23 protein-coding genes are annotated in these 20,298 nt (G+C 31.5%); 9 read left to right on the top strand and 14 right to left on the bottom strand.

Annotation, left to right across the window (positions count from 1 at the left end; genetic code table 11):
• The first annotated feature begins 185 nt into the window (after positions 1-185).
• The 3 genes from J0383_RS02770 to J0383_RS02780 all read left to right on the top strand — a co-directional run bounded on the left by J0383_RS02770 (position 186) and on the right by J0383_RS02780 (position 2,941).
• On the top strand, positions 186-1,001 hold the full coding sequence (locus tag J0383_RS02770) for a 2,3,4,5-tetrahydropyridine-2,6-dicarboxylate N-succinyltransferase (protein WP_008462641.1): 816 nt from the start codon (positions 186-188) through the stop codon (positions 999-1,001).
• A gap of 106 nt (positions 1,002-1,107) precedes the next feature.
• Complete coding sequence (locus J0383_RS02775) at positions 1,108-2,172, top strand: glycosyltransferase family 9 protein (RefSeq protein ID WP_207296927.1); 1,065 nt, start codon at positions 1,108-1,110, stop codon at positions 2,170-2,172.
• A gap of 4 nt (positions 2,173-2,176) precedes the next feature.
• On the top strand, positions 2,177-2,941 hold the full coding sequence (locus J0383_RS02780; protein ID WP_207296928.1) for a glycosyltransferase family 2 protein: 765 nt from the start codon (positions 2,177-2,179) through the stop codon (positions 2,939-2,941).
• On the opposite strand, the gene J0383_RS02785 is transcribed toward J0383_RS02780, so the two are convergent.
• Complete coding sequence (locus tag J0383_RS02785; RefSeq protein WP_207296929.1) at positions 2,938-3,708, bottom strand: Kdo domain containing protein; 771 nt, start codon at positions 3,706-3,708, stop codon at positions 2,938-2,940. The genes J0383_RS02780 and J0383_RS02785 overlap by 4 nt on opposite strands.
• Before the next feature lie 79 nt (positions 3,709-3,787).
• Here J0383_RS02785 and J0383_RS02790 point away from each other — a divergent pair, with 79 nt between their 5' ends.
• A complete protein-coding gene (locus tag J0383_RS02790) occupies positions 3,788-4,864 on the top strand; it encodes a glycosyltransferase family 4 protein (RefSeq protein WP_207296930.1) in 1,077 nt (358 codons plus the stop codon).
• 1 nt (position 4,865) lies between these two features.
• Here J0383_RS02790 and J0383_RS02795 read toward each other — a convergent pair whose 3' ends face one another.
• Positions 4,866-5,732, bottom strand: a complete 867-nt coding sequence (locus J0383_RS02795) for a hypothetical protein (protein WP_207296931.1) — start codon at positions 5,730-5,732, stop codon at positions 4,866-4,868.
• A 119-nt stretch (positions 5,733-5,851) separates the two neighbouring features.
• Between J0383_RS02795 and J0383_RS02800 the strand changes: the two genes are divergently transcribed.
• Complete coding sequence (locus J0383_RS02800; RefSeq protein ID WP_207296932.1) at positions 5,852-6,859, top strand: glycosyltransferase family 2 protein; 1,008 nt, start codon at positions 5,852-5,854, stop codon at positions 6,857-6,859.
• Positions 6,860-6,861: 2 nt separating this feature from the next.
• Here J0383_RS02800 and J0383_RS02805 read toward each other — a convergent pair whose 3' ends face one another.
• The 8 genes from J0383_RS02805 to J0383_RS02840 all read right to left on the bottom strand — a co-directional run bounded on the left by J0383_RS02805 (position 6,862) and on the right by J0383_RS02840 (position 13,865).
• Positions 6,862-7,827 (bottom strand): glycosyltransferase, encoded by a 966-nt coding sequence (locus J0383_RS02805; RefSeq protein ID WP_207296933.1) that lies wholly within the window; start codon positions 7,825-7,827, stop codon positions 6,862-6,864.
• 30 nt (positions 7,828-7,857) lie between these two features.
• Entirely contained in the window at positions 7,858-9,030 is a 1,173-nt protein-coding gene (locus tag J0383_RS02810) for a glycosyltransferase family 4 protein (protein ID WP_207296934.1), read from the bottom strand.
• A gap of 66 nt (positions 9,031-9,096) precedes the next feature.
• A complete protein-coding gene (locus J0383_RS02815) occupies positions 9,097-9,732 on the bottom strand; it encodes a PglD-related sugar-binding protein (protein ID WP_207296935.1) in 636 nt (211 codons plus the stop codon).
• A complete protein-coding gene (locus tag J0383_RS02820; RefSeq protein WP_207296936.1) occupies positions 9,732-10,739 on the bottom strand; it encodes a ketoacyl-ACP synthase III in 1,008 nt (335 codons plus the stop codon). Before J0383_RS02820 ends, J0383_RS02815 begins: the two co-directional genes overlap by 1 nt.
• Before the next feature lie 7 nt (positions 10,740-10,746).
• Positions 10,747-11,490 (bottom strand): SDR family NAD(P)-dependent oxidoreductase, encoded by a 744-nt coding sequence (locus J0383_RS02825; RefSeq protein WP_207296937.1) that lies wholly within the window; start codon positions 11,488-11,490, stop codon positions 10,747-10,749.
• 5 nt (positions 11,491-11,495) lie between these two features.
• A complete protein-coding gene (locus J0383_RS02830) occupies positions 11,496-12,578 on the bottom strand; it encodes an aromatic ring-hydroxylating oxygenase subunit alpha (protein WP_207296938.1) in 1,083 nt (360 codons plus the stop codon).
• The gene (locus tag J0383_RS02835) at positions 12,575-13,630 is read right to left on the bottom strand and encodes a 3-oxoacyl-ACP synthase III family protein (protein ID WP_207296939.1); all 1,056 of its coding nucleotides are present in this window, start codon (positions 13,628-13,630) and stop codon (positions 12,575-12,577) included. The genes J0383_RS02830 and J0383_RS02835 overlap by 4 nt, the downstream gene beginning before the upstream one ends.
• A gap of 4 nt (positions 13,631-13,634) precedes the next feature.
• Positions 13,635-13,865 (bottom strand): phosphopantetheine-binding protein, encoded by a 231-nt coding sequence (locus J0383_RS02840; protein ID WP_207296940.1) that lies wholly within the window; start codon positions 13,863-13,865, stop codon positions 13,635-13,637.
• 248 nt (positions 13,866-14,113) lie between these two features.
• Between J0383_RS02840 and J0383_RS02845 the strand changes: the two genes are divergently transcribed.
• Positions 14,114-15,190 (top strand): DegT/DnrJ/EryC1/StrS family aminotransferase, encoded by a 1,077-nt coding sequence (locus tag J0383_RS02845; protein WP_207296941.1) that lies wholly within the window; start codon positions 14,114-14,116, stop codon positions 15,188-15,190.
• Positions 15,191-15,223: 33 nt separating this feature from the next.
• A complete protein-coding gene (locus tag J0383_RS02850) occupies positions 15,224-15,796 on the top strand; it encodes an L-threonylcarbamoyladenylate synthase (protein WP_207296942.1) in 573 nt (190 codons plus the stop codon).
• Between the two features lie 222 nt (positions 15,797-16,018).
• On the opposite strand, the gene J0383_RS02855 is transcribed toward J0383_RS02850, so the two are convergent.
• Positions 16,019-17,143 carry a cysteine desulfurase family protein gene (locus J0383_RS02855; RefSeq protein WP_207296943.1) on the bottom strand — a complete coding sequence of 375 codons (1,125 nt, stop codon included), beginning with the start codon at positions 17,141-17,143 and terminating at the stop codon, positions 16,019-16,021.
• Between the two features lie 86 nt (positions 17,144-17,229).
• Here J0383_RS02855 and J0383_RS02860 point away from each other — a divergent pair, with 86 nt between their 5' ends.
• A complete protein-coding gene (locus J0383_RS02860) occupies positions 17,230-18,210 on the top strand; it encodes a hypothetical protein (RefSeq protein WP_207296944.1) in 981 nt (326 codons plus the stop codon).
• A 148-nt stretch (positions 18,211-18,358) separates the two neighbouring features.
• Here the strand turns inward: J0383_RS02860 and J0383_RS02865 are convergent, their stop codons facing one another.
• Positions 18,359-18,910, bottom strand: a complete 552-nt coding sequence (locus J0383_RS02865; RefSeq protein WP_207296945.1) for a Smr/MutS family protein — start codon at positions 18,908-18,910, stop codon at positions 18,359-18,361.
• Positions 18,900-19,085, bottom strand: coding sequence for a hypothetical protein (locus J0383_RS02870; RefSeq protein WP_207296946.1), 186 nt, complete (start codon positions 19,083-19,085; stop codon positions 18,900-18,902). The genes J0383_RS02865 and J0383_RS02870 overlap by 11 nt, the downstream gene beginning before the upstream one ends.
• Positions 19,086-19,209: 124 nt before the next feature.
• On the opposite strand from J0383_RS02870, the gene J0383_RS02875 reads away from it, so the two are divergent.
• Positions 19,210-19,476, top strand: coding sequence for a DUF2752 domain-containing protein (locus tag J0383_RS02875; RefSeq protein WP_317196756.1), 267 nt, complete (start codon positions 19,210-19,212; stop codon positions 19,474-19,476).
• A 4-nt stretch (positions 19,477-19,480) separates the two neighbouring features.
• Here the strand turns inward: J0383_RS02875 and J0383_RS02880 are convergent, their stop codons facing one another.
• Complete coding sequence (locus J0383_RS02880) at positions 19,481-20,182, bottom strand: DUF1003 domain-containing protein (protein ID WP_207296948.1); 702 nt, start codon at positions 20,180-20,182, stop codon at positions 19,481-19,483.
• Positions 20,183-20,298: the final 116 nt, after the last annotated feature.

The raw sequence follows: 20,298 nt of genomic DNA on the forward strand, positions 1-20,298 counted from the left end.
AAATCTGATTTTTATCATATTTTGATATAAAAAAAACTTTTAGAGGTATATTAAATCCAATTAGACTATTATGAAAATAATTTATTTCTCAAATTAAAAACAAAAAGTTAAATCTATAACACTTTCAAACCGTTTAACTTTTTTGCTTTTCTGTAAATACCTTATCTTTGCCAAAAATTTAAACTATGAATTCTTTACAGACTATAATTGAACAAGCTTGGGAAAACAGAGCTTTATTACAAGAAACTACTACAACTGATGCTATTAGAGAAGTTATCGAATTAGTAGACGCAGGAAAATTACGTGTTGCTGAACCTGTTGGTGACAAATGGCAGGTTAACGAATGGGTGAAGAAAGCCGTTGTAATGTATTTCCCAATTCAAAAAATGGAGACATGGGAATCTGGTATTTTTGAATACCATGATAAAATGTTACTAAAAAGAAATTATGCTGAAAAAGGAATTCGTGTAGTACCAAACGCTGTTGCGCGTTACGGAGCTTACATTTCGAGCGGTGTGATCTTAATGCCAAGTTATGTAAACATTGGTGCTTATGTAGACGAAGGAACAATGGTCGACACGTGGGCAACTGTAGGAAGCTGTGCTCAAATTGGTAAAAACGTTCACTTAAGCGGTGGTGTTGGTATTGGTGGTGTTCTTGAGCCATTACAAGCTGCTCCAGTTATTATTGAAGATGGTGCTTTTATTGGTTCTCGTTGTATTGTTGTTGAAGGTGTCCACGTTGGAAAAGAAGCAGTTCTTGGAGCAAACGTATGTCTTACTGCATCTACAAAAATTATAGATGTTACAGGAGATGAGCCAGTTGAAATGAAAGGTTATGTCCCTGCTCGTTCTGTAGTAATTCCTGGAAGTTATACTAAAAAGTTTGCAGCTGGAGAATATCAAGTTCCTTGTGCTTTAATTATTGGTACTCGTAAACCATCTACAGATTTAAAAACTTCTTTAAACAATGCACTTCGTGAATACGATGTTGCGGTTTAACATTTAAAGAAAAACATACTAAAAAATCCAAATTCCAATTGTAATGATTGGAATTTGGATTTTTTTTGCTTCAATTTGTACCACTTAATCCGATTAAGAGTTTTACATGAAGATACTTGTTATTCAACAAAAAATGATTGGCGACGTTTTGGTCAGCAGTATTATATGCAATAATCTGCGTACAGCTTATCCAAATGCGCAAATAGATTATCTGGTTTACGCTTCTACAACTGCTGTTTTAGAAGGAAATCCAAATATTGACAATATCATTTTGTTCGAAGAAAAGCATCGTCAAAGCAAAAAAGAACTCTTAAATCTGGGCTTACAGATTAGAAAAGAAAAATATGATCTTGTCATTGATGCTTATTCTAAACTAGAAAGTTGGATTTTGGTATTTTTAAGCAACGCCAAAAGAAGAATTTCCTATAAAAAACCCGGCAGAAGTTTTCTGTATACCGATAATGTGCCTTTTAAACCTTTTCCTAAAACCAATTTAGGATTGGCAGTCGAAAGACGTTTATCGTTATTAGAACCACTTGATTTAAACATAGAAATTGATCCTGTTCCTAAATTATTTGTTTCTGAAAAAGAGAACCAAGAAGCGATTGCAATATTCGAAAAACATCACGTACGTAAAGACCGAAAAACAGTTATGATAAGTCTTTTAGGAAGTGAAAAACTAAAAACCTATCCATTAGAATTCATGTCGAAAGTAGTGGATTATATTGCTGATTATGCTGATGTAAACATTCTCTTTAACTACTTCCCAAAACAGTTAGAAGAAGCCAAAACGGTTTTTAATGCCTGTAAACCATCAACTCAGGAAAAAATTTATTTTGATTTACTAGGAGGCGATCTTCGCTCGTTTATTGGTATTGTAAATCAATGTGATCTTATTATAGGAAATGATGGTGGCGCAATTAATATGGCAAAAGCACTTGAAAAACCTTCATTTATCATTTTTTCTCCTTGGATTGAAAAGAAAATCTGGGCTACTTTTGAAGATGGAATTCACCATCTCTCTGTGCATTTAAAAGATTATCATGAAGATTTGTTTGAAGGTAAATCTGAAAAAACACTAAAAAAAGAAGCATTGTCTTTGTATCAGGAATTTAAACCTGAATATTTTAAGGATAAAATCGAGTCATTTCTAGAAAAAAACATCCGCTAAAAAAATGACTGCTCAACAATCATTATCGGCTTTATTAATAACTCATAATGAAGAACCTAATATACGCGAGGTTCTTGACAATCTGGTTTTCGCAGATGAAATTATTGTTGTTGATTCTTTTAGCACTGATAAAACTTTTGAGATTGCTTGCAGCTACAAGAATGTAAAAGCTTTCCAACGTGTTTTTGATAATTTTGCCCTTCAGCGAAATTACACTATCGCACTTGCTTCCAATCCGTGGATACTTTTTATTGATGCTGATGAAAGAGTTAGTCCTGAACTTCAGCAGGAAATCAATACGGTTATAAATCAAGAAAAAAGCGCCGCGGCTTATTTTATGTACCGTGATTTTATTTTTGAAGATAAAAAACTACGCTTCAGCGGCTGGCAGACTGATAAAATTATCCGTCTTTTTAAAAAGGAAAATGCAGCTTACAATTTAAATAAAATTGTACACGAAAAATTAATCGTAAAAGGTGAAATTAAAATACTTAAAAACCGATTAACGCATTACTCCTATTCTAATTACAAAGATTACAAGCAAAAAATGATCTTTTACGGTCAATTAAAAGCACAGGAAGAATTAATGAAAAATACCAATCCAACGTTTTTTCATTTTTACATCAGACCTGCTTATCAATTTTTGAATCAATATATTTTTCGTTTTGGATTTTTAGACGGCAAAAAAGGCATTATTATCTGCTATCTAAATGCACTGAGTGTCGCAGAACGTTTTCGAGAGTTAAAAAAAATAAAGAAAAAGAATTAAGACTTTTTCCAGAATTTCAATTTTTTCTTTAATCTTTTCTTTCTCATAAATTCCTCTTGAAAAGTAGAAGTAGCCTGCCACATTTTTTCAAAGATTTCAGATTCAGATTTACTGGTATAGAATTTTGAGTATTCATTACTCATTACTTCAATCATTTCTTTTTTAGGCGTTAAACGGCTGAAATTGTTCATTCGCTGTTCAAAAGACATTGCATTATGAAAATTCATTCGGTTTAAATCAACCAAAAAGAACTCATATTTAGAATCGTCTATTTTTTTAATTAAAGTATTTCCTGGAGAATGATCTAAAAATTCAACTCCTTTTTCATGAAGATCAAAAGTAAATTTTACAAACTGCCTTAAGATATTGTTATGATCCGGATAATCAGGAATTTCTACTAATTCTCTATAAGTAAGTTCTGTAATTAAATGCTCACTTGCATAATAACTGTCTTTTAATCCTATTAGATTAAAATTCTCGAGAAATGCAATGGGCTGTGGAGTTCCGATTCCTTTTTCTAATAAAATAGTAGCAAACTCAAATGAGCGCTTTGCTTTTGATTTTCTAAAATAACGGTAAGCTACTTTATTAATAAGGTTTGGAATTTTAAACGATTTGATATTAATCGTTTTATCATCAATGCTGAAAAGCTTTATTTTATTTCGATCACCATTACCAAAAAGAGTTCCTGAAGTATTAAACGTTTTAATTTTATCAAGAATTAATGCTGTACTAGCTTCAAAAATGGGATTTACTTTAAAATTCATCAGTAGATTTATATATAAACAAAAATACACATAGAATTTTAGACTTCAAATTATTATTGTATTTTCGTTTAAAAAAAATATGTCAGAAAAGAAAAGTGTTTTTTTAGAAACTCACAACATAAACAATCGAGCTACTGGTTTAGGCACTTTTAATTATGAACTTATTAAAGGATTAAATCAATTATCTTTTGATGATTTACAAATTCACCTAAACGCAGGTAAACCCGAATTGCTTAAAGACGAGTTTGGTGATAAATTTAAATATCACAAATACAGATCTTTTCACAGATACAAGCCTTTCAGACCTCTTGATAAATTTGATTTATGGCATTCTGTAAACCAGAATTCTAAATTAGAACCCAGAACCGATACTAAGTACCTTCTTACGATTCATGATGTCAATTTTGTAGAAGAAATATCTGCAGATATGAATCATAAACGTAATCGTTTATTCATCGAAAAACTGAATAAGGCAACCGCTATTACCTATATTTCTGAGTTTGCCAAAAAACAAACACATCAATATTTTAAAGTACCTGATGTGCCTGAGCATATTATTTACAACGGAAATCCAATATCTACTTTACTTGACACTACAAATTTTGCAAGCAACATTCCTGTAGATAAACCATTTTTTTATACCATTGGAGATTTTATCGAACGAAAAAATTATGTTTCGATCGTGAACATGATGAAATTGGTAAAAGATTTTAATTTAATCATTTCTGGAAACAATACTAAAAAATATGGTGGTGTTATTCGAAAATTAATTGATGATAATGGATTACAGAATCAAGTTTTCTTAACTGGAAAAGTAAGTGATGAAGCGAAGCAATTTTACATGAAAAATTGTACTGCATTTCTTTTTCCGTCCATAAGAGAAGGATTTGGGCTTCCGCCTATTGAAGCTATGAGCTTTGGAAAGCCCGTGTTTTTATCAGACAAGACTTCGCTTCCTGAAATTGGAGGAGATATCGCTAATTATTGGAGTGATTTTGATCCTGAATACATGAAAAATATTCTTTTTGAAGGATTAGAGCATTTCAACAATCATAAAAGCGAACTCGAGCCTTTATTGAAAAAAAGAGCTGCAAGTTTCGATTGGAAAATTGCAGCTGCAGAATATTTAAATGTTTATCATCAGATCTTGAAATAAACTATTTTTTAGTTAAATGTTTAAACCATTGCCCGAAGTTCTTTTTCCAAATGTAAAAGCCTGAGGGCAATACTTCATTAAAATCTAAATTTTTCTCGATTTCATTAAAAGTAGTGCCTTTTACGAAAGCCAGTTTTTTCCATTTTTCGGGTTCCATATAAAAAAAGTTTCTCATCGTTTTATAATTACTTTCATTTACGGTTTCCCATTTTTCTAAAAACTCTTCTTTATTAATATCGGTGTCGTGCCCCCAGTTGTTGAATTTCATTTCAAGTTCTTCTTTTGTTCTCGAAATGCATTCATGCAGAACTGCTCCTTTATAATAAATTATTCTTTTGCGGGTTTGTCTTCCTACGCGGTAACTTGGGAAATTTGTGGCAACCATAATTTTCGTTGGTCTTTCCACATATAATATACCATCATCAACCCTTTTGTAAAGATTAATTAAGTACGGAGATATTTGAATTTGGTTTTTCTGCGGGTTATCAAGATAATGATTTTTAGATCGCAGGAAATCTACAAATCCTTTGAAATCTAAAAAATACTCATCTGCATCTAATTGAATCAACCAATTACCTATACCCATTTTCTCTGCAAGTGCTTTTCGTTCTAAAACTTCACACTGCATGCTTGTTAATTCTGGATGATAAAAATTATCTTCTAAAATCTCAATTTTAGAATTAACATCAATCGATTTTATCCATTCGAAGAAATCTTCTTTAATTTCGAAAGTTTCTCCTTTCCAGGTTTTTCTCTGCTTATCAATTGCTAAAAAAATCGAATCGGATTCTTTGTAAATTTGGGGTATTGCAATTTTGAGCAATTCATAGTCGTAAGACACTAAAAATCCAACCTGAATTTTTTTCATTTAATTAAATTTGTTAGGGCAAAGATAATAACATTCTGACATTATCAATGAAAATTACTGTTTATTCTTTAAGATAATTTTAACTTAAATATTACCTTTGTTTTATCAAAACAAAAATCATGCTAGAACCTAAAATTTCTGTAATAATGCCCGTTTTTAATGCAATTCCTTTCTTAGGCGAGAGCATTCAAAGTATATTGAACCAAACTTTTTCAGAATTTGAACTTATAATTTTAAACGATAAATCTACAGATGAAAGTTTAGAAATAATTAACAAATTTAAAGCTATTGATAACCGAATTGTTTTGATTGATAAAGAACAAAATGTTGGTCCTGCAAACCTTAGAAATGAAGGAATACATATTGCAAAAGGAGAATATATTGCTTTAATGGATGCCGATGATATTGCAATGCCGAATCGTTTTGAAAAACAATTCACATTTCTAAAAAACAATCCACAAATTGGGCTTTGCGGCACTTGGTTTACTTTTTTTGGAGCTGAAAGCAAAACTATTAAACACGCTGTAGACAGCGACGCTATAAAAGTATCTTTTTTACACAGTTGTAACATTGGAAATCCAACCGTTATGTTTAAAAAAGAAGTATTAGGACATTTAAAATTCGACAATGATTACGTTCCTGCTGAAGATTATGATTTATGGAGCCGATTATTGGCTAAAACTAACTTTTATAATATTCCTGAATCATTATTAAATTACAGACAGCACAATACCAATATCAGTAAAACAAAAATCGATAATGTAAATCGATCTGTAAGAAGAGTAAAAATAAATCAGCTTAAACATTTAGAGATTTCAGATTCTGATCCGAAAATTGATGCTTACTTAAATGCTGTTTCTCTAAAGAAAAAACTTTCTCCTGAAGAAATCATTGAAGCCATAAACGCTTCTAAATATCTTGTTTCTCAAAACGCTAAAGTTCAATATTTCAATCAGGAATTATTTGAAAAACATATCAATAAGGTTTTAATACGCTCTATTAGAAATGCTGCAAGTTACAATAAGTCATTTTATAGATTTCTTAAAAATGATGCTGCTTCATTATTCAGCAAAATCAGTTTATTGGACAGAACGATTATTTATTTTAAATCTTTAAAAGGAAAATAGCGTTATAGATTTGATTTTATATAACGCCACAAAAATTTAATTTTTAACAGTAAAGATGCTTGTTCTAAAAATTCGTCAATCGCTTTTTTAGGTTCTTCGGCATTTTTAAATTCATCGTTCTTACGAAGTTTTAAAGCTTCAACAGCCGAAGCTTTTAACAAAGAACTCATCACTTTTTTAATATTCGCCGTTCTAGACTGAGGGATATTTTCGAATATTTCCTTAATATTTAAATATGAGGAATAACGTTGAAAAAATGGTGTTTTTAACGAATATACTCCTCCAGAATGCAATCTGTAAACGCCGCCTTGGAAATTCAGAAAAGCTCCTTTTCCGTGGCAAAGTGCCAATGCATAGAGTGTATTATCTTTTCCGTATTTAAATTTTTTATAATCCAATGGATCAACCGCATCTTTTTTGAAAACACAAGTCAATGTATACGTACAGTAAGGCTGGAAAATAGTATTAAAATCTATTGTATAGACTTCCGGCAAAGTATCTTTAAAATCATTTGGAACTAATTGAGTATCTTTTCTGTTAAGATAATCTGTCCATGCAATTACATAATCGTTATTGTTCTCTAAAAAATCAACCTGCTTCTGTAATTTAAATTCATCAATCCAGTAATCGTCGCCTTCACATAACGCAATATATTTCCCTTTAGCCATAGGAAAAGTGACATCACTCCAAAAATTTACTTTTTTAGAATATTGGTTTTCTTTCTGTAAAATGCATTTAACAATCTGCGGATATTTTTCTGCATATTCTTTTAAAATAGCAGGTGTATTATCTGTCGAAGCATCATCATGAACAATTATTTCAAAAGGAAAAGTTGTTTTCTGGCTTAGAAAACCGTCCAGAGTTTCTTTAATAAATTTTTCATGATTATAAGCATCACATAAAATGCTGACTACTGGTTTTGCATCATTATTTTCCCAATTTGAAATAATGGCATTTTGATCTCTCATATTATTAGATGCTTTTTACTTTTTGAATATTCATGAATTAATAGTTTTATTATATATCGGAATTATTTTTTCTTTAAATGCTTTGATTCCAAAACTTGCAATAGCATTTTTAGATATTAATTCTGAATTAAACTTTAATTCATTATTTAATATTTTTATAATATTTTCTGCAATGGCTTTAAAATCCTTGACTGGAACAATAACTCCATTTTCTTCATTGATAAATTCATTTACACCACCAGATTGAGTAGTAATTACTGGCACTCCAGTAAATAAAGCCTCCAAAGGTGAGATTCCAAAGGTTTCACATAAACTTGTAAATACAAAAACATCTGACTTTTGTAATGCTGAAACGATTTCTTGCTTTGAAGCTGTTTCTACTACTTTTATTTTAATATTTTTAAAATTAAAACTTTGGATTAAGTTAGTAACTTCTTCTTTGCAATTATTTCCCCAAGCATTAATACCAATCCAAGTGAATCTAATATTTTTGTAATTTAAATCATCAATGATCTTTAGTGCTCTTAAAGCCTTTATTTGATTTTTTATTGGTGCGTATGCGCCAACAGTTATAATTTCAAAAAAATTACTTTTCGTTCTATTGCAATTATTAAACAGCTTTTCATCTACTGTGTTTCCAATGTTTATGAAATCGCTAAAAAAATAATTTGTTGCAAATTGTCTTATTACATCATTGCTTACAACTAAATTAAATTTAGATTTTTTCAAAACCATATCCAGCTTTTTAATCTTTTGCTTATCAACATTCCTCAATGTAAATTGATTGTGTTCGGTTAACAAATATGGCGTTTTATATTCTTGATTATAACTTAAAGCCCAAAATGCAGCGTCAAAAACACTTTGTGCGTGAATTAAATCAATTGTAATTTTATCTTTCTTTAAGTACTTATGTAAAACTCTAAAAGCTTTCTTTTCAATCCATTTTAAAAAATACTTATTTTTTAAAATTTTAAACGATGGATAGTATAAATACAGAATACTAATTTTATTCTCATAGATATTCTTTTCTATCTTAAAAAACTTCTTGTAATTTTTAATTTTAAATTTGACTGGCCTAAAATTTATTAGAACAAAATTGAAATCATTACTTAATATTGCAGCTTGTTCCATAAAAAAACTTCCTAAGTTTAGCTTGTAATCAAGCCAGGAACAAATCATTAAAACAGTTTTATTTTTATTCACTATATTCTTATTATAAAAACGTTTTTCTTAAACGAATTTATAAGAATTTTATTATAAAAAATAAATTTAAAATTCTATTTTCTTAGCCGGAATACCAAAAACAGTTGTATTTTCTTTGACGTTTTTAATAACCAGACTCGCGGCCCCAACCGTAGCTCCTTTACGAACAATAACGTTTGGCAATATTGTAGCTCTTGTGTTTAAGGTTGCTTCTTCTTCCAAAACAACAAAACCGCCTGTAAAAGAATAGGAACTTAAATGTGCCCATTTGCATATTTTTGTATCGTGTCCTAAACCTACATAACCTTGAATTGTGACAAAATCTTCTATAATACAATCATTGCTGATATTAGCATACATAAAAACCAGCAAACCAGTTCCTACAGTGGCATTGGTATTTAATTTTGTCGAAGGATGAATTAAATTGATGAACTTCCCTCCTTTTGCAAGAATTAATTCTGCATAATGTTTTTTCCATTTTATAGATCCCATCGCGCAGACAAAAACATCGTTTTCTTCAATTTTATAATCTTCTACAGAAGATAATATCTGCGGATAGTTTGCAAATCCTTCTAAAGCATCGGATTTATCATCCAAAAATCCTTTTACAACATATTCTATATTAAAACCAGCACACTGAGTGGCAAGATCATAAACTTCTCTGCCAAAACCTCTTGCTCCTACAATTACTAAATTCTTCATTATTCGATAATTAAATTACAAGCTGCCCACGAATATCCCACGCCAAAACCTGCCAATACTACATTTTTTATATCCGTTAACTTCTCTTGTTTCTGAGCTTCATAAACAGCAATAGGAATGGTCGATGAAACGGTATTTCCGCAATGATCCATGGCGATGAAAAATTTATCTTCAGGAATTTTTATCTTTTTCCTTAAATGATTCAGCATGTATTTATTGGCCTGATGAAAAATAAAAAGGTCGATATCGTCTTTTGATAAATTCGATTTTTCCAGAATTGATTCGGTAAGTTTAGGAACAAATTCTCCTGTAAAATTGAAAATTTCTGTTCCGTTCATGTATAGGTTTTTATCGTTTCGGATGTTTCCAAATTCATCTTCAATGTCATTACTATCTGAAACTGGAAAACGCATTCCGCCTTGTTTTACAATAAGATTTTCAGCTCCTTTTCCATCTGTTCCAAAAATAAAATCACCAATCGAACAAAAGCCTTTTTCGCTTGATATTAGCGTTGCGGCAGCGGCATCTCCAAAAATGGTTTTATTGCTTTTATCTTTTGGATGAATGAATTTAGAATAAGTTTCGGATGTAATCAGCAGAATATTTCTAGCCATTCCACCAGCGATTAATCCTTTTGCCAAACTTAATCCGTATACAAAACCAGAACATCCTAAATTATAATCTAATGCTCCAATTGAAGTATTTAAACCTAATTTTTCTTGAATAATACAAGCTGTCGTTGGCAGAAAATAATCTGGACTCTGCGTGCAAAACAATAAAAAATCGATCGTTGATCTATCAATATGATGTTCTGCAAAAAGCTTTTCAGCTGCTTTTACAGCCATATCTGACGAGAACTCATCTGAAGCACTTATATGACGAGAATTAATTCCAGTTTTAGAACTAATTTTTTCAATATCCCATTCTGGAAAATCCTTGTTGATTAAATCATTTGATAAAACTGCTTCGGGCAGATAATACGAAATGGCTTTTATATTCGCTTTCATCTTTGATTTATATTGTTGAAGTTCTTCCTCCGTCTAAAACTAAATTCTGACCTGTAATCCAGCTCGAAGCATCTGATAGTAAAAACACGATTGGATCAGCAACTTGTTCAGGTGCTCCATAACCCAGCGGGTATTTCTTTTCGTCTTCTTGAATTACTTCCAGAGATAAATTTTCGATAGATTTTGAGGTTATTTCTGTTTTTACCATACCAGGCGAAACACAATTAACACGGGTTTTGCTGACTGCAAATTCATTTGCCCAGACTTTTGAAATCGCAATTAAAGCTCCTTTACTGGCAGCATAAATTCCGTTTCCTTTCATTCCGAATAAACCTGCAACAGATGAAACCAAAACAATTGAACTTCCTTTGTTTATTTTTTTCTTTTTAAAAATCAAATTAACGAGATAGGTAATAGAATCGAAATTGATACTTCTCATTTCCTTCATTAACTGTTCTGAATAGAATTTAACTGGAGCCAAAGAAACAATTCCAGCCGAATGAACAATTCCATCGATGTTTTCAATAGCATCTACAATAGCTTTTATATCGTCCATTTGAGACAAATCAGCAGCTATAAAACTATTCTGGCTACCGCATTCTTCGATTAATTTCTCAAGAAAATCAGTACGTCTGGCCACAGCGATAAAAGTACCGCCTTGTCTTACAATGGCACGGCAAGTCTCAAAGCCAATTCCAGAAGAGGCTCCGGTCACTAAAATTTTCTTTCCTGATAAATCGAATGGGTTCATTGTTCTTATTTTAATTCGTGTTTTGTATTTAAATAATCGTAGTACTTTAAAATCCTAAATTCTTCTTCACCAAATATTGGCGAATGATCTTTAAAGTTTGCCAGATTTGACTGCACGCTTTCAATGATTTTTTTATCTTCATTTAAAACCAAATCCAAGGATTCATTTGAACTATTATTAATAAAATCAATAATATTCTGTTCTGATTCGCTTAATTCTTTTTCAAATTTTGCAGCGAAATAACGAACTCTTAAAATGGTTTTCGATGGAGATTGTGGCAGCATAAAACCTAAATAAAATCCTTTTCCTTCAACAGTACTTACAAAAGCATTTGGGTAAATATGGAAATGAAGATATCCTTGTGTTTTAAAAGTTCTTGCTGAAAGGGCTTTTTCTATAATTTTATTGGGTTTTACATCTTCTCCTTTTGGAAACTCACACCAACTGTGCGCATTATAAAAATCGAATTTTTCGGGTGGTAATGAACCAAATCCCATTTTTGCAAATGAGTTTTCATGTACTGCCGTACAATGATAACATTCTAAAACGTTTTCAACCAGAAGTTTCCAGTTTACTTTATGTTCAATAGAATAATCAATTGTTTTTGATCCAAAATGTCTGCTTATTTCTTCAAGCGGAGTATAAATATTTCCTAAATATTCTTCTAAAGTATCATTGAATTGATCATTCAATTTTAAAAATATAAAATCGCCACATTGAGCCACTTCGTATTCTTTTAATTTCAATTCATTAATATGATCCCTTTCAAATGAATTTCGACACATTAAACCAATTACATTTCCTTTCTTTCCGTATGTCCAGTTGTGATACAAACAAGACGAAACACGATTCCCAAAAGGTTCTTCGTGAATGGTATTAAACCTGTGAAGGCAAACATTTTGAAAAGACTTTATCGCACCGTTAAAATTTTGAATGAAAATTTTATTCTCGTAGTATTCAAAAGTTACAAAATCGTTGTTATTTAGTAATTCGTTTTTGTGCGCGGCTAAAATCCAGGATTCATTTAAAAATAAAGACTTCTCTTTCAGGTAAATTTCTTCGTCTATGTAATTTAAATTCTTTATCATATTTCGATTAAATCTGAAATCACAATGTTATCAAGCTTTACTTTCGCTGTTCCCCAAGATAAACCAACGCCGAAACCGCAAAGTATTAAACTCTGAGAAGTATTGGCTAAATTGTCTTTTAATTGCGTAACTATTGTTAACGGAATTGTTGTAGAAGAAGTATTTCCAAATTCTTTTAAGGAGTATGGTACTTTTTCTGCAGGTAATTTTAATTTTTTGGCAATCATTTTATTCATCATTAAATTGGCCTGATGAAATACAAAATGATTGATATTGTCCTTATCGATTTCAAATTTTTCAATAAGTTTATTTACTGTTTTGGGTGCTTGCGAAATACCAAAACCAAAAACATCCATACCATCTAAAATAAGCTGGCATGCATTTCTTTCAATTCCCGGAGAAATTGTTTGATAAATTAAAGATTCAGAACTAATTCTATTTCTTGAACCTCCGTCATTAATCATAATCGTTTTATAGCCTGAACCATCAGTACCTAAATCAAACTGTAAGCTTTCTGCGCTTTCATCCAATTCAAATGCTGTAGCACTTCCTCCATCTCCAAAAAGCGGAACGGTACTTTTATCAGTTTTCGAAAGTAATTTACTGCTAGTGTCGCCGGCTAATAAAAGTCCTTTCTTTAAACCAGAAGCTTTCATCATTCCGGCAATAATAGAGATTCCGTACACATAACCGGAACATCCCAGAGGCACATCAAAAGCAATGCAGTCTGTAGAAAGTCCTAATCTGTCCTGAAGTATAGCTGCAGAAACAGGCAAAATATAATCAGCAGTCTGCGAAACAAAAACCAGAATTTCTATTTCACTTTTCTGCCAATTTAAATCTGTAATTAATTTTTCAGCAGCTTTGCAACATAAATCAGATGTACAAAGATCTTTTGGTGCAATACGTCGTTCTTCAACTCCGGTTGCCTCAATAAATTTTTGAATTTCTTCTTGTGTTAGTATATCAAGGTCTACATTGAGTTCCTTATTTTTAGGAACACTGCATGAAATACCTTTTATTGCAACATCATTTACTGAAAAAGCTGCCATTTAATTATGCTTTATTTTTAATAATTTCAAAAATGTCTTGTAAAGAATTCGAAGATTTAATATCATCTCCTGTTAATTTTACATCATATTCTTCATCTGCCATAGCGATTAATGAAAGAGCCGTTAGCGAATTCCATTCGTCTAAATCTCTAAAAACAGTTTCTTGAGTAATTAAAGCTGCATCTGTATCATCTAAAATATCTGCAAAATTTTTCAAAAAGGCATTGATTTCCATAGTAATCTTAAATTTATTTTGTGTTCATTTTTCACATTAATCATACCAAATATCAAAAAAACATTCTTGTACTATCATCAAAAATCTAATGTACTGTCAACCAATACTGTTATCTAGAAGTTTTAATTCTTAAAATGTTATAATATTTAGTTATATCAAAAATTAAGGTTTCTTTTCCTAATTTTACCGCACAAATATAACAATAGTTACCCTCAAAGATAAATTAAACGCACTAAATCTGTAATAAAATGATTGCTGTAACCAAAACTTTTCTTCCTCCGCAAGAAGAATACAATTCTTATCTAAAACGCGCATGGGACAAAGTGTGGCTTACCAATCGAGGTGAACTTACCCTTGAATTAGAGGAAAAACTGAAAACGTTTTTAAACAGTTCTTCTATAATTATTACTAATAATGGTACGATTCCTATTCAAATTGCATTAAAGCTTTTTGGAAATGGAGGCGAAATAATTACGACTCCATTTTCGTATGTAGCAACATCAGCAGCTATAGTCTGGGAAAACTGTACTCCTATATTTGTAGATATCGACCCCGATTATTTAACTATTGACGAAAGCAAAATAGAAGCTGCCATAACACCTAAAACGACAGCAATTCTAGCTACTCATGTTTTCGGAAATCCGTGTCATGTAACTGAAATTGAAAAAATCGCTAAAAAACACAATCTAAAAGTGATTTATGATGCGGCGCATTGTTTTGGTGTAAAATACAATGACGAATCTGTTTTTAATTATGGAGATGTCAGCACTTGTAGTTTTCATGCTACGAAAATATTCCATACAGGCGAAGGCGGTGCCATGTTTTGCAACGATGCCGAAACGTATCACAAATTATATTACAGCCATAATTTTGGACACAATGGCCCTTTGGCTTTTCATGGATTAGGAATTAATGCTAAAATTTCTGAATTACAATCGGCAATGGGACTGGCTGTTTTTCCTTATATAAATCATATTTTTGCAGAGAGAAAAAAAGTGGTTGATTTTTATAACGAACATCTTGATTTACAAAAGGTAAAACCTTTAAAAATAAGAGAAAACACAGAATGGAATTACAGTTATTATCCTGCCGTTTTTGATTCTGAAGAAACTTTATTAAAGGTCATAGAGGCTTTAGCTAAAGAAAATATTATACCAAGGCGTTATTTTTATCCCTCTTTAAATACGATTGATTACACCAAAGGAAAAGAAATGCCAATATCTGAATCGATTGCATCTCGAATTTTATGTCTTCCGCTTTATGTGGGAATGGCACAAGAAGATTTAGAAAAAATCACACAAATTATAAACACACAAATACAATAATTTTGGCTGTCCGTATAAAAACATTATTAAATTATGAATCAAGATATTAATACCGAAGTTCACAACGCTTTTGAAGTTATCAAAGAAGGCGGCATCATTCTCTATCCAACTGATACGGTTTGGGGAATTGGGTGCGATGCCACAAATCCTGATGCTGTAGCTAAAATTTACAAACTAAAACAGCGTGCCGAAACACAAAGTATGATCGTTTTGATGAATGGTGAAAAAATGATGTACAACGTTTTTAAAGAAATCCCTGAAGTTGCTTGGCAGATTCTGGATTTATCTGAAAAACCAACGACACTTATTTTAGATGACGCCAGAAATGTAGCACCAAACGTTATTTCTGCCGATAAATCGCTTGGAGTACGATTGGTAAAAGAACCTTTTTGTTACAAATTAATGGAAAGAATGAAAAAGCCTTTGGTTTCAACATCGGCAAATATTTCAGGACAACCTACTCCAATGTCGTTTAAAGATATTAGTCCAGAAATCATAAATGGCGTTGATTATGTCGTAAAATTAAATCAGGATAAAGTTTCTGGAAAATCGTCAACGATCATAAAATTGACTAAAGATTCACAAGTAAAAATAATCAGAAAATAGATTTAGATTTTAGATTTTAGATTTTAGATTTTAGATTTTAGATTTTAGATTTTAGATTTTAGATTTTAGATTTTAGATTTTAGATTTTAGATTTTAGATTTTAGATTTTAGAAAAAAACTCCGTTCAAATTGAAAATTTGAACGGAGTTTTTTTCTTATAAACTTTAGCCTTTGCCCCTTTGAACCTTTGCCTCTTTGAACCTTAGAACTTTGCACCTTTCCCTAAACACTTTTCAAGCTCTCAATCAGCCAATCAATATCTTCTTTTGTGTTATAATGGCTAAAAGAAATTCGGAGGTTTGGTAATTTTAAATCTTCTTCAGAAAGCATTTCTTTTAAAACATGTGAAGGTTTAATACTCCCTGACTGGCAAGCACTTCCTCTTGAAACGGCAATTCCTTTCATGTCTAAACTAAACAAAAGCATCGACGTTTTGTCTGAAGAAAAAGGCAGTGTTATATTGATAATATTATAAAAATCATCTTTTTTCCCATTGATTCTGAAACCTGGAAAATGAACTTCCAATTGTTCGATCAAATACTTTTTTAAATCTGAAATATAACTTCTTTCTTCTTCTAAATTTTCATACGAAAGAGACAGTGCTTTTGCCATTCCTGCAATTTGATGTACGGCTTCTGTTCCGGCACGAAGGCCTTTTTCTTGTTCGCCTCCAAAAATCAAAGGCTGTAATCCAGTGTTTTTTCGCACAAAAGCAAAACCAACGCCTTTAGGTCCGTGAAATTTATGAGCACTTGCTACAATAAAATCAACTGGAATATTTTGAAGATCGATTTCGGTTTTACCAACAGATTGAACCGTATCTGAATGAAATAATGCGTTGTATTGTTTACAAATCGTTCCAACTCTTTCTAAATCTAGAATTGTTCCCGTTTCGTTATTAACATGCATTAAGCTGACAATGGTTTTCTTTTCCTGAGATAATAAATTAGAAAGATGTGTCAAATCAAGACTTCCATCTTCCTTTACATTCACATAATCAACTTGAATGTTGTAATCGGATTGCAATGCTAAAATCGCATGCAAAACCGCATGATGTTCAATTTTAGAAGAGATAATACGTTCGACTTTTAAATCCTCAACTGCCGATCTTAAAATCCAGTTATCAGCTTCCGTTCCACCAGAAGTAAAAATAATTTCCTGTGCAGCACAATTAAAATGTTTGGCAATGCTTTTTCTGGAAAGTTCTAAAATGGTCTTTGCATTTCTGCCAAAACTATGTGTAGAAGACGGGTTACCAAAGTCTTCTGCCATAACTTTTGTCATTTCCTGAATAACTTCAGGTCGCATAGCAGTTGTTGATGCGTTATCGAGATATACTTTTTTCATTATTGCAAAGTTATAAAATATCAATTGTCGAATCTTAAATATCTTTTGCCAAATTTTTCACTATTTTTGGCACAAATAAAACAACGATGAAAAAATATGCAAGCCTATTATTTCTGGCTCTTTTACTAAACGGCTGTGACGACGGCGACCTAACTGTTGATACAATCGATTTTGATGCTGCAACTGCAGCAAGCTGTCCTGAAAATAATATTAATACTTTAATATATAAAACCAAATCACAGGAATCGTTAATACTTCAATTGCCATTAAACAGCATTCCAAATGATGCTACCCCTGTAAATGATTCAATTGTATATGACATTAACAATTCAACGTATCGTGTTGTTTATAGAGCATATGACGGTACGGTAGGCACTGAAAACATTTGTGGAACAATTCCGCCTAGGACTCCAAATATTACAGAAGAATGGCAGGCAACTGCAGGAAAAATTGTCATTAAATCAATTGCTAATATAGGAGATCCAAGTCCAACAGATGGAAGCACGAGAATTACCGGATATACACATAATATTGTTTTTAGAAATATAACTTTCCTAAAACCGGCCGGACCTCAAACTGAAGAAGAATTTGTTTTTGGAGATTACAAAACTTCTCCTGAAAACATGAGTTTTACATTTCCTGAAAATGCATCGCAATGCTCTGATAAGAAAAACGTTTACAATTTTAACTCAACATCTTATCTAATGGTAAGCAACCTTGATGCAGATCTTATTGTAAAACAAGCTGGAACAAGAAGTGCTCCAATTTCATCGACAACCAATAAAGTAAATTATACGACTTTCAAATCAAATACAGGAACTTTGACTTCGTCTTATTTCTGTGTTAGTCCTGTACCTTCTACTCCAACAATTTCTGGAACTTGGGATGGCACAACAGATACTTCAGGAACCATCGAAGTAACTACCGTAACAGCCGGAACAACTAACATTACGTATACGCATACTATAACACTGAAAAATGTTACTCTGAAAAAAGGAAATACGAAATTTTTCCTAGCCAATAGTTTCGTTTTAGGTACCATAACCGAAACATCTGCAAGTAACTAAAAGACATTTTTTACAGATATAAAATCTGAATTTTATTCTTACAAAAAACGTCTGTTTTTCATCTCTGATTTCATAATAAAACCGGGATAAAAAACAGACGTTTTTTTTATGCTTTTAAGTTAAATTTTCAAACCTGAAAATAATCGTATTATCTATTGTTTTGTCTGAAATAAACTTCGGTTGCACCGAGACCATATTTCTGATAATTGGCATCTTGGAAATCCACTCCATCATAACGGCCTAATAAAAAATCAAGCTCTGCTTTCAATACGCCTTCGCCAACACCGTGAATAAAAACGATTTTTGGAATGCGGTTTTTAATCGCAAATTCAATGTGTCGTTTTGCCGTTTCAGTCTGTAAAGTCAAAATATCATAATTCGTCATGCCGCGTTTATTGGGAACTAATTTTTCAATGTGAAGATCAAATTCCGGTACTGCAACATCACGTTTATCTTTCTTTTCTTTCACAAAACTACGTGGTTTAGGCTCCGTTTTCTCTTTTGTCACTTCTTCTAAATTAATTCTTTTAATAGAATTCATTAAATCACTGGAATCTTGAATCTTAACCAATTCATTGACAAAAAATGTCATCATAAATCCATCCTCCGTTTCTATAGAAACTTCGTTATTTTTAACCGAAAGTACGGTTCCATTAATCGCTTCGTCTAAAACCGAAACCTTATCTCCTTTACTCAGCATCTTGCTCCTCTTTTTCTTGATTCTTACTTGGTGTTTTTGCACTCAGCTGCATCATTCCGTACATAAAAACGACAATAGCAACTACCGTTATATACACATTTTTATCATCAGAAACCTGCTCATACAAGGCAACTGAGATGGCAAGAATCATGATTAAAATTTTAAAGATTTTCATTTTTCAAAAGTTTGAGATTTCAAAAGTAAAAAACTTTAAAATAGAAGTTCCTCTTCTTCTGAAATGTTATGCAATATTTTTTGTAAAATTGTAAAAAAATTATCCTGTGAATTTAGAAAAATATATGATTCCCTGCCTCTTCAAAAAGTTCTTCGGAATTGAGTGTTTGGGCTGTGGTTTTCAGCGTTCAGTTGTCTTACTTTTTCAGGGTGAATTTTCGGCCGCTTTTAAAATGTATCCAGCTCTCTATACTACTCTTTTATTTCTAATTTTATTAGCCTTATATTTTTTGGACAAGTCCAGAAATTATCAAAAAATAATCTGGAAAGCGGCAGGCATAAATCTTATTTTTATGTGCATTGGCTATTACTATAAACACTTTTATTTATAGCTTTCTATTTTTTAATCTGATTCAAAATATCGTTCATCATCTCAATCTGTACTTTTTGAATTTCGATTAATTCCTGCTGCTGATGCATAATCAAATGATCAATTTTATCATGAATCATTCTAATTTCCAACTCAGATTTCAGGTTAATCATATAATCTTTTTTAGCTCTATTCCGGTCTTTTTCTTCCTGACGATTTTGGCTCATCATAATCACCGGAGCTTGAAGCGCTGCAATACAAGATAAAATTAAATTGAGCAAAATAAACGGATAAGGATCAAAACCCTTATTCATCAAAATGTAAACATTAGAGCCAATCCAAACAGCAATAAAAACTACAAATGAAATAATAAAAGTCCAGCTTCCGCCAAAATCGGCCACTTTATCTGCTACAATTTGTCCGATGTTCCTTGTTTCCTCTTCGTCTTCAACAATATTTACAATCGATTTATCTTCTTTTAAAGAAGCAATCACACTTTTCTCTAAGTCGGAAAGCATTCCAATTTCGGTAGACAAATAATTCGAAATGTATTTTTGACGGTATTCATTCAGCTCTTGAACCGAAATGCAATCTGTATCACAAAAAGAAGGATGATCTTTTACAATAAGGCTTAAAATAGGATTATGAATATCTTTTCCGCAGATTTTCTCACTTTCTGAAAAAGAATCACCGGAAATTGCACTTTTAAAAACTGCATTATTTTTCATTTTTTTAGAAATTTTATCTGCTAATTTACACAATTAAGTTCTTAAGAATCCTATAAAATATCTCGATTTAAAAATCCCTGATTTATCACAAATCCAATTATTAGAGCAAAATTTCT

Source organism: Flavobacterium endoglycinae, from assembly GCF_017352115.1.
Lineage (GTDB): Bacteria > Bacteroidota > Bacteroidia > Flavobacteriales > Flavobacteriaceae > Flavobacterium > Flavobacterium endoglycinae.

Bases quoted from the DNA above. Each gene is read 5' to 3' on its own strand.
- J0383_RS02770 (WP_008462641.1), top strand. From the start codon at position 186: ATGAATTCTTTACAGACTATAATTGAACAAGCTTGGGAAAACAGAGCT.
- J0383_RS02775 (WP_207296927.1), top strand. From the start codon at position 1,108: ATGAAGATACTTGTTATTCAACAAAAAATGATTGGCGACGTTTTGGTC.
- J0383_RS02780 (WP_207296928.1), top strand. From the start codon at position 2,177: ATGACTGCTCAACAATCATTATCGGCTTTATTAATAACTCATAATGAA.
- J0383_RS02785 (WP_207296929.1), bottom strand. From the start codon at position 3,708: ATGAATTTTAAAGTAAATCCCATTTTTGAAGCTAGTACAGCATTAATT.
- J0383_RS02790 (WP_207296930.1), top strand. From the start codon at position 3,788: ATGTCAGAAAAGAAAAGTGTTTTTTTAGAAACTCACAACATAAACAAT.
- J0383_RS02795 (WP_207296931.1), bottom strand. From the start codon at position 5,732: ATGAAAAAAATTCAGGTTGGATTTTTAGTGTCTTACGACTATGAATTG.
- J0383_RS02800 (WP_207296932.1), top strand. From the start codon at position 5,852: ATGCTAGAACCTAAAATTTCTGTAATAATGCCCGTTTTTAATGCAATT.
- J0383_RS02805 (WP_207296933.1), bottom strand. From the start codon at position 7,827: ATGAGAGATCAAAATGCCATTATTTCAAATTGGGAAAATAATGATGCA.
- J0383_RS02815 (WP_207296935.1), bottom strand. From the start codon at position 9,732: ATGAAGAATTTAGTAATTGTAGGAGCAAGAGGTTTTGGCAGAGAAGTT.
- J0383_RS02820 (WP_207296936.1), bottom strand. From the start codon at position 10,739: ATGAAAGCGAATATAAAAGCCATTTCGTATTATCTGCCCGAAGCAGTT.
- J0383_RS02825 (WP_207296937.1), bottom strand. From the start codon at position 11,490: ATGAACCCATTCGATTTATCAGGAAAGAAAATTTTAGTGACCGGAGCC.
- J0383_RS02830 (WP_207296938.1), bottom strand. From the start codon at position 12,578: ATGATAAAGAATTTAAATTACATAGACGAAGAAATTTACCTGAAAGAG.
- J0383_RS02835 (WP_207296939.1), bottom strand. From the start codon at position 13,630: ATGGCAGCTTTTTCAGTAAATGATGTTGCAATAAAAGGTATTTCATGC.
- J0383_RS02840 (WP_207296940.1), bottom strand. From the start codon at position 13,865: ATGGAAATCAATGCCTTTTTGAAAAATTTTGCAGATATTTTAGATGAT.
- J0383_RS02845 (WP_207296941.1), top strand. From the start codon at position 14,114: ATGATTGCTGTAACCAAAACTTTTCTTCCTCCGCAAGAAGAATACAAT.
- J0383_RS02850 (WP_207296942.1), top strand. From the start codon at position 15,224: ATGAATCAAGATATTAATACCGAAGTTCACAACGCTTTTGAAGTTATC.
- J0383_RS02855 (WP_207296943.1), bottom strand. From the start codon at position 17,143: ATGAAAAAAGTATATCTCGATAACGCATCAACAACTGCTATGCGACCT.
- J0383_RS02860 (WP_207296944.1), top strand. From the start codon at position 17,230: ATGAAAAAATATGCAAGCCTATTATTTCTGGCTCTTTTACTAAACGGC.
- J0383_RS02865 (WP_207296945.1), bottom strand. From the start codon at position 18,910: ATGCTGAGTAAAGGAGATAAGGTTTCGGTTTTAGACGAAGCGATTAAT.
- J0383_RS02870 (WP_207296946.1), bottom strand. From the start codon at position 19,085: ATGAAAATCTTTAAAATTTTAATCATGATTCTTGCCATCTCAGTTGCC.
- J0383_RS02875 (WP_317196756.1), top strand. From the start codon at position 19,210: ATGATTCCCTGCCTCTTCAAAAAGTTCTTCGGAATTGAGTGTTTGGGC.
- J0383_RS02880 (WP_207296948.1), bottom strand. From the start codon at position 20,182: ATGAAAAATAATGCAGTTTTTAAAAGTGCAATTTCCGGTGATTCTTTT.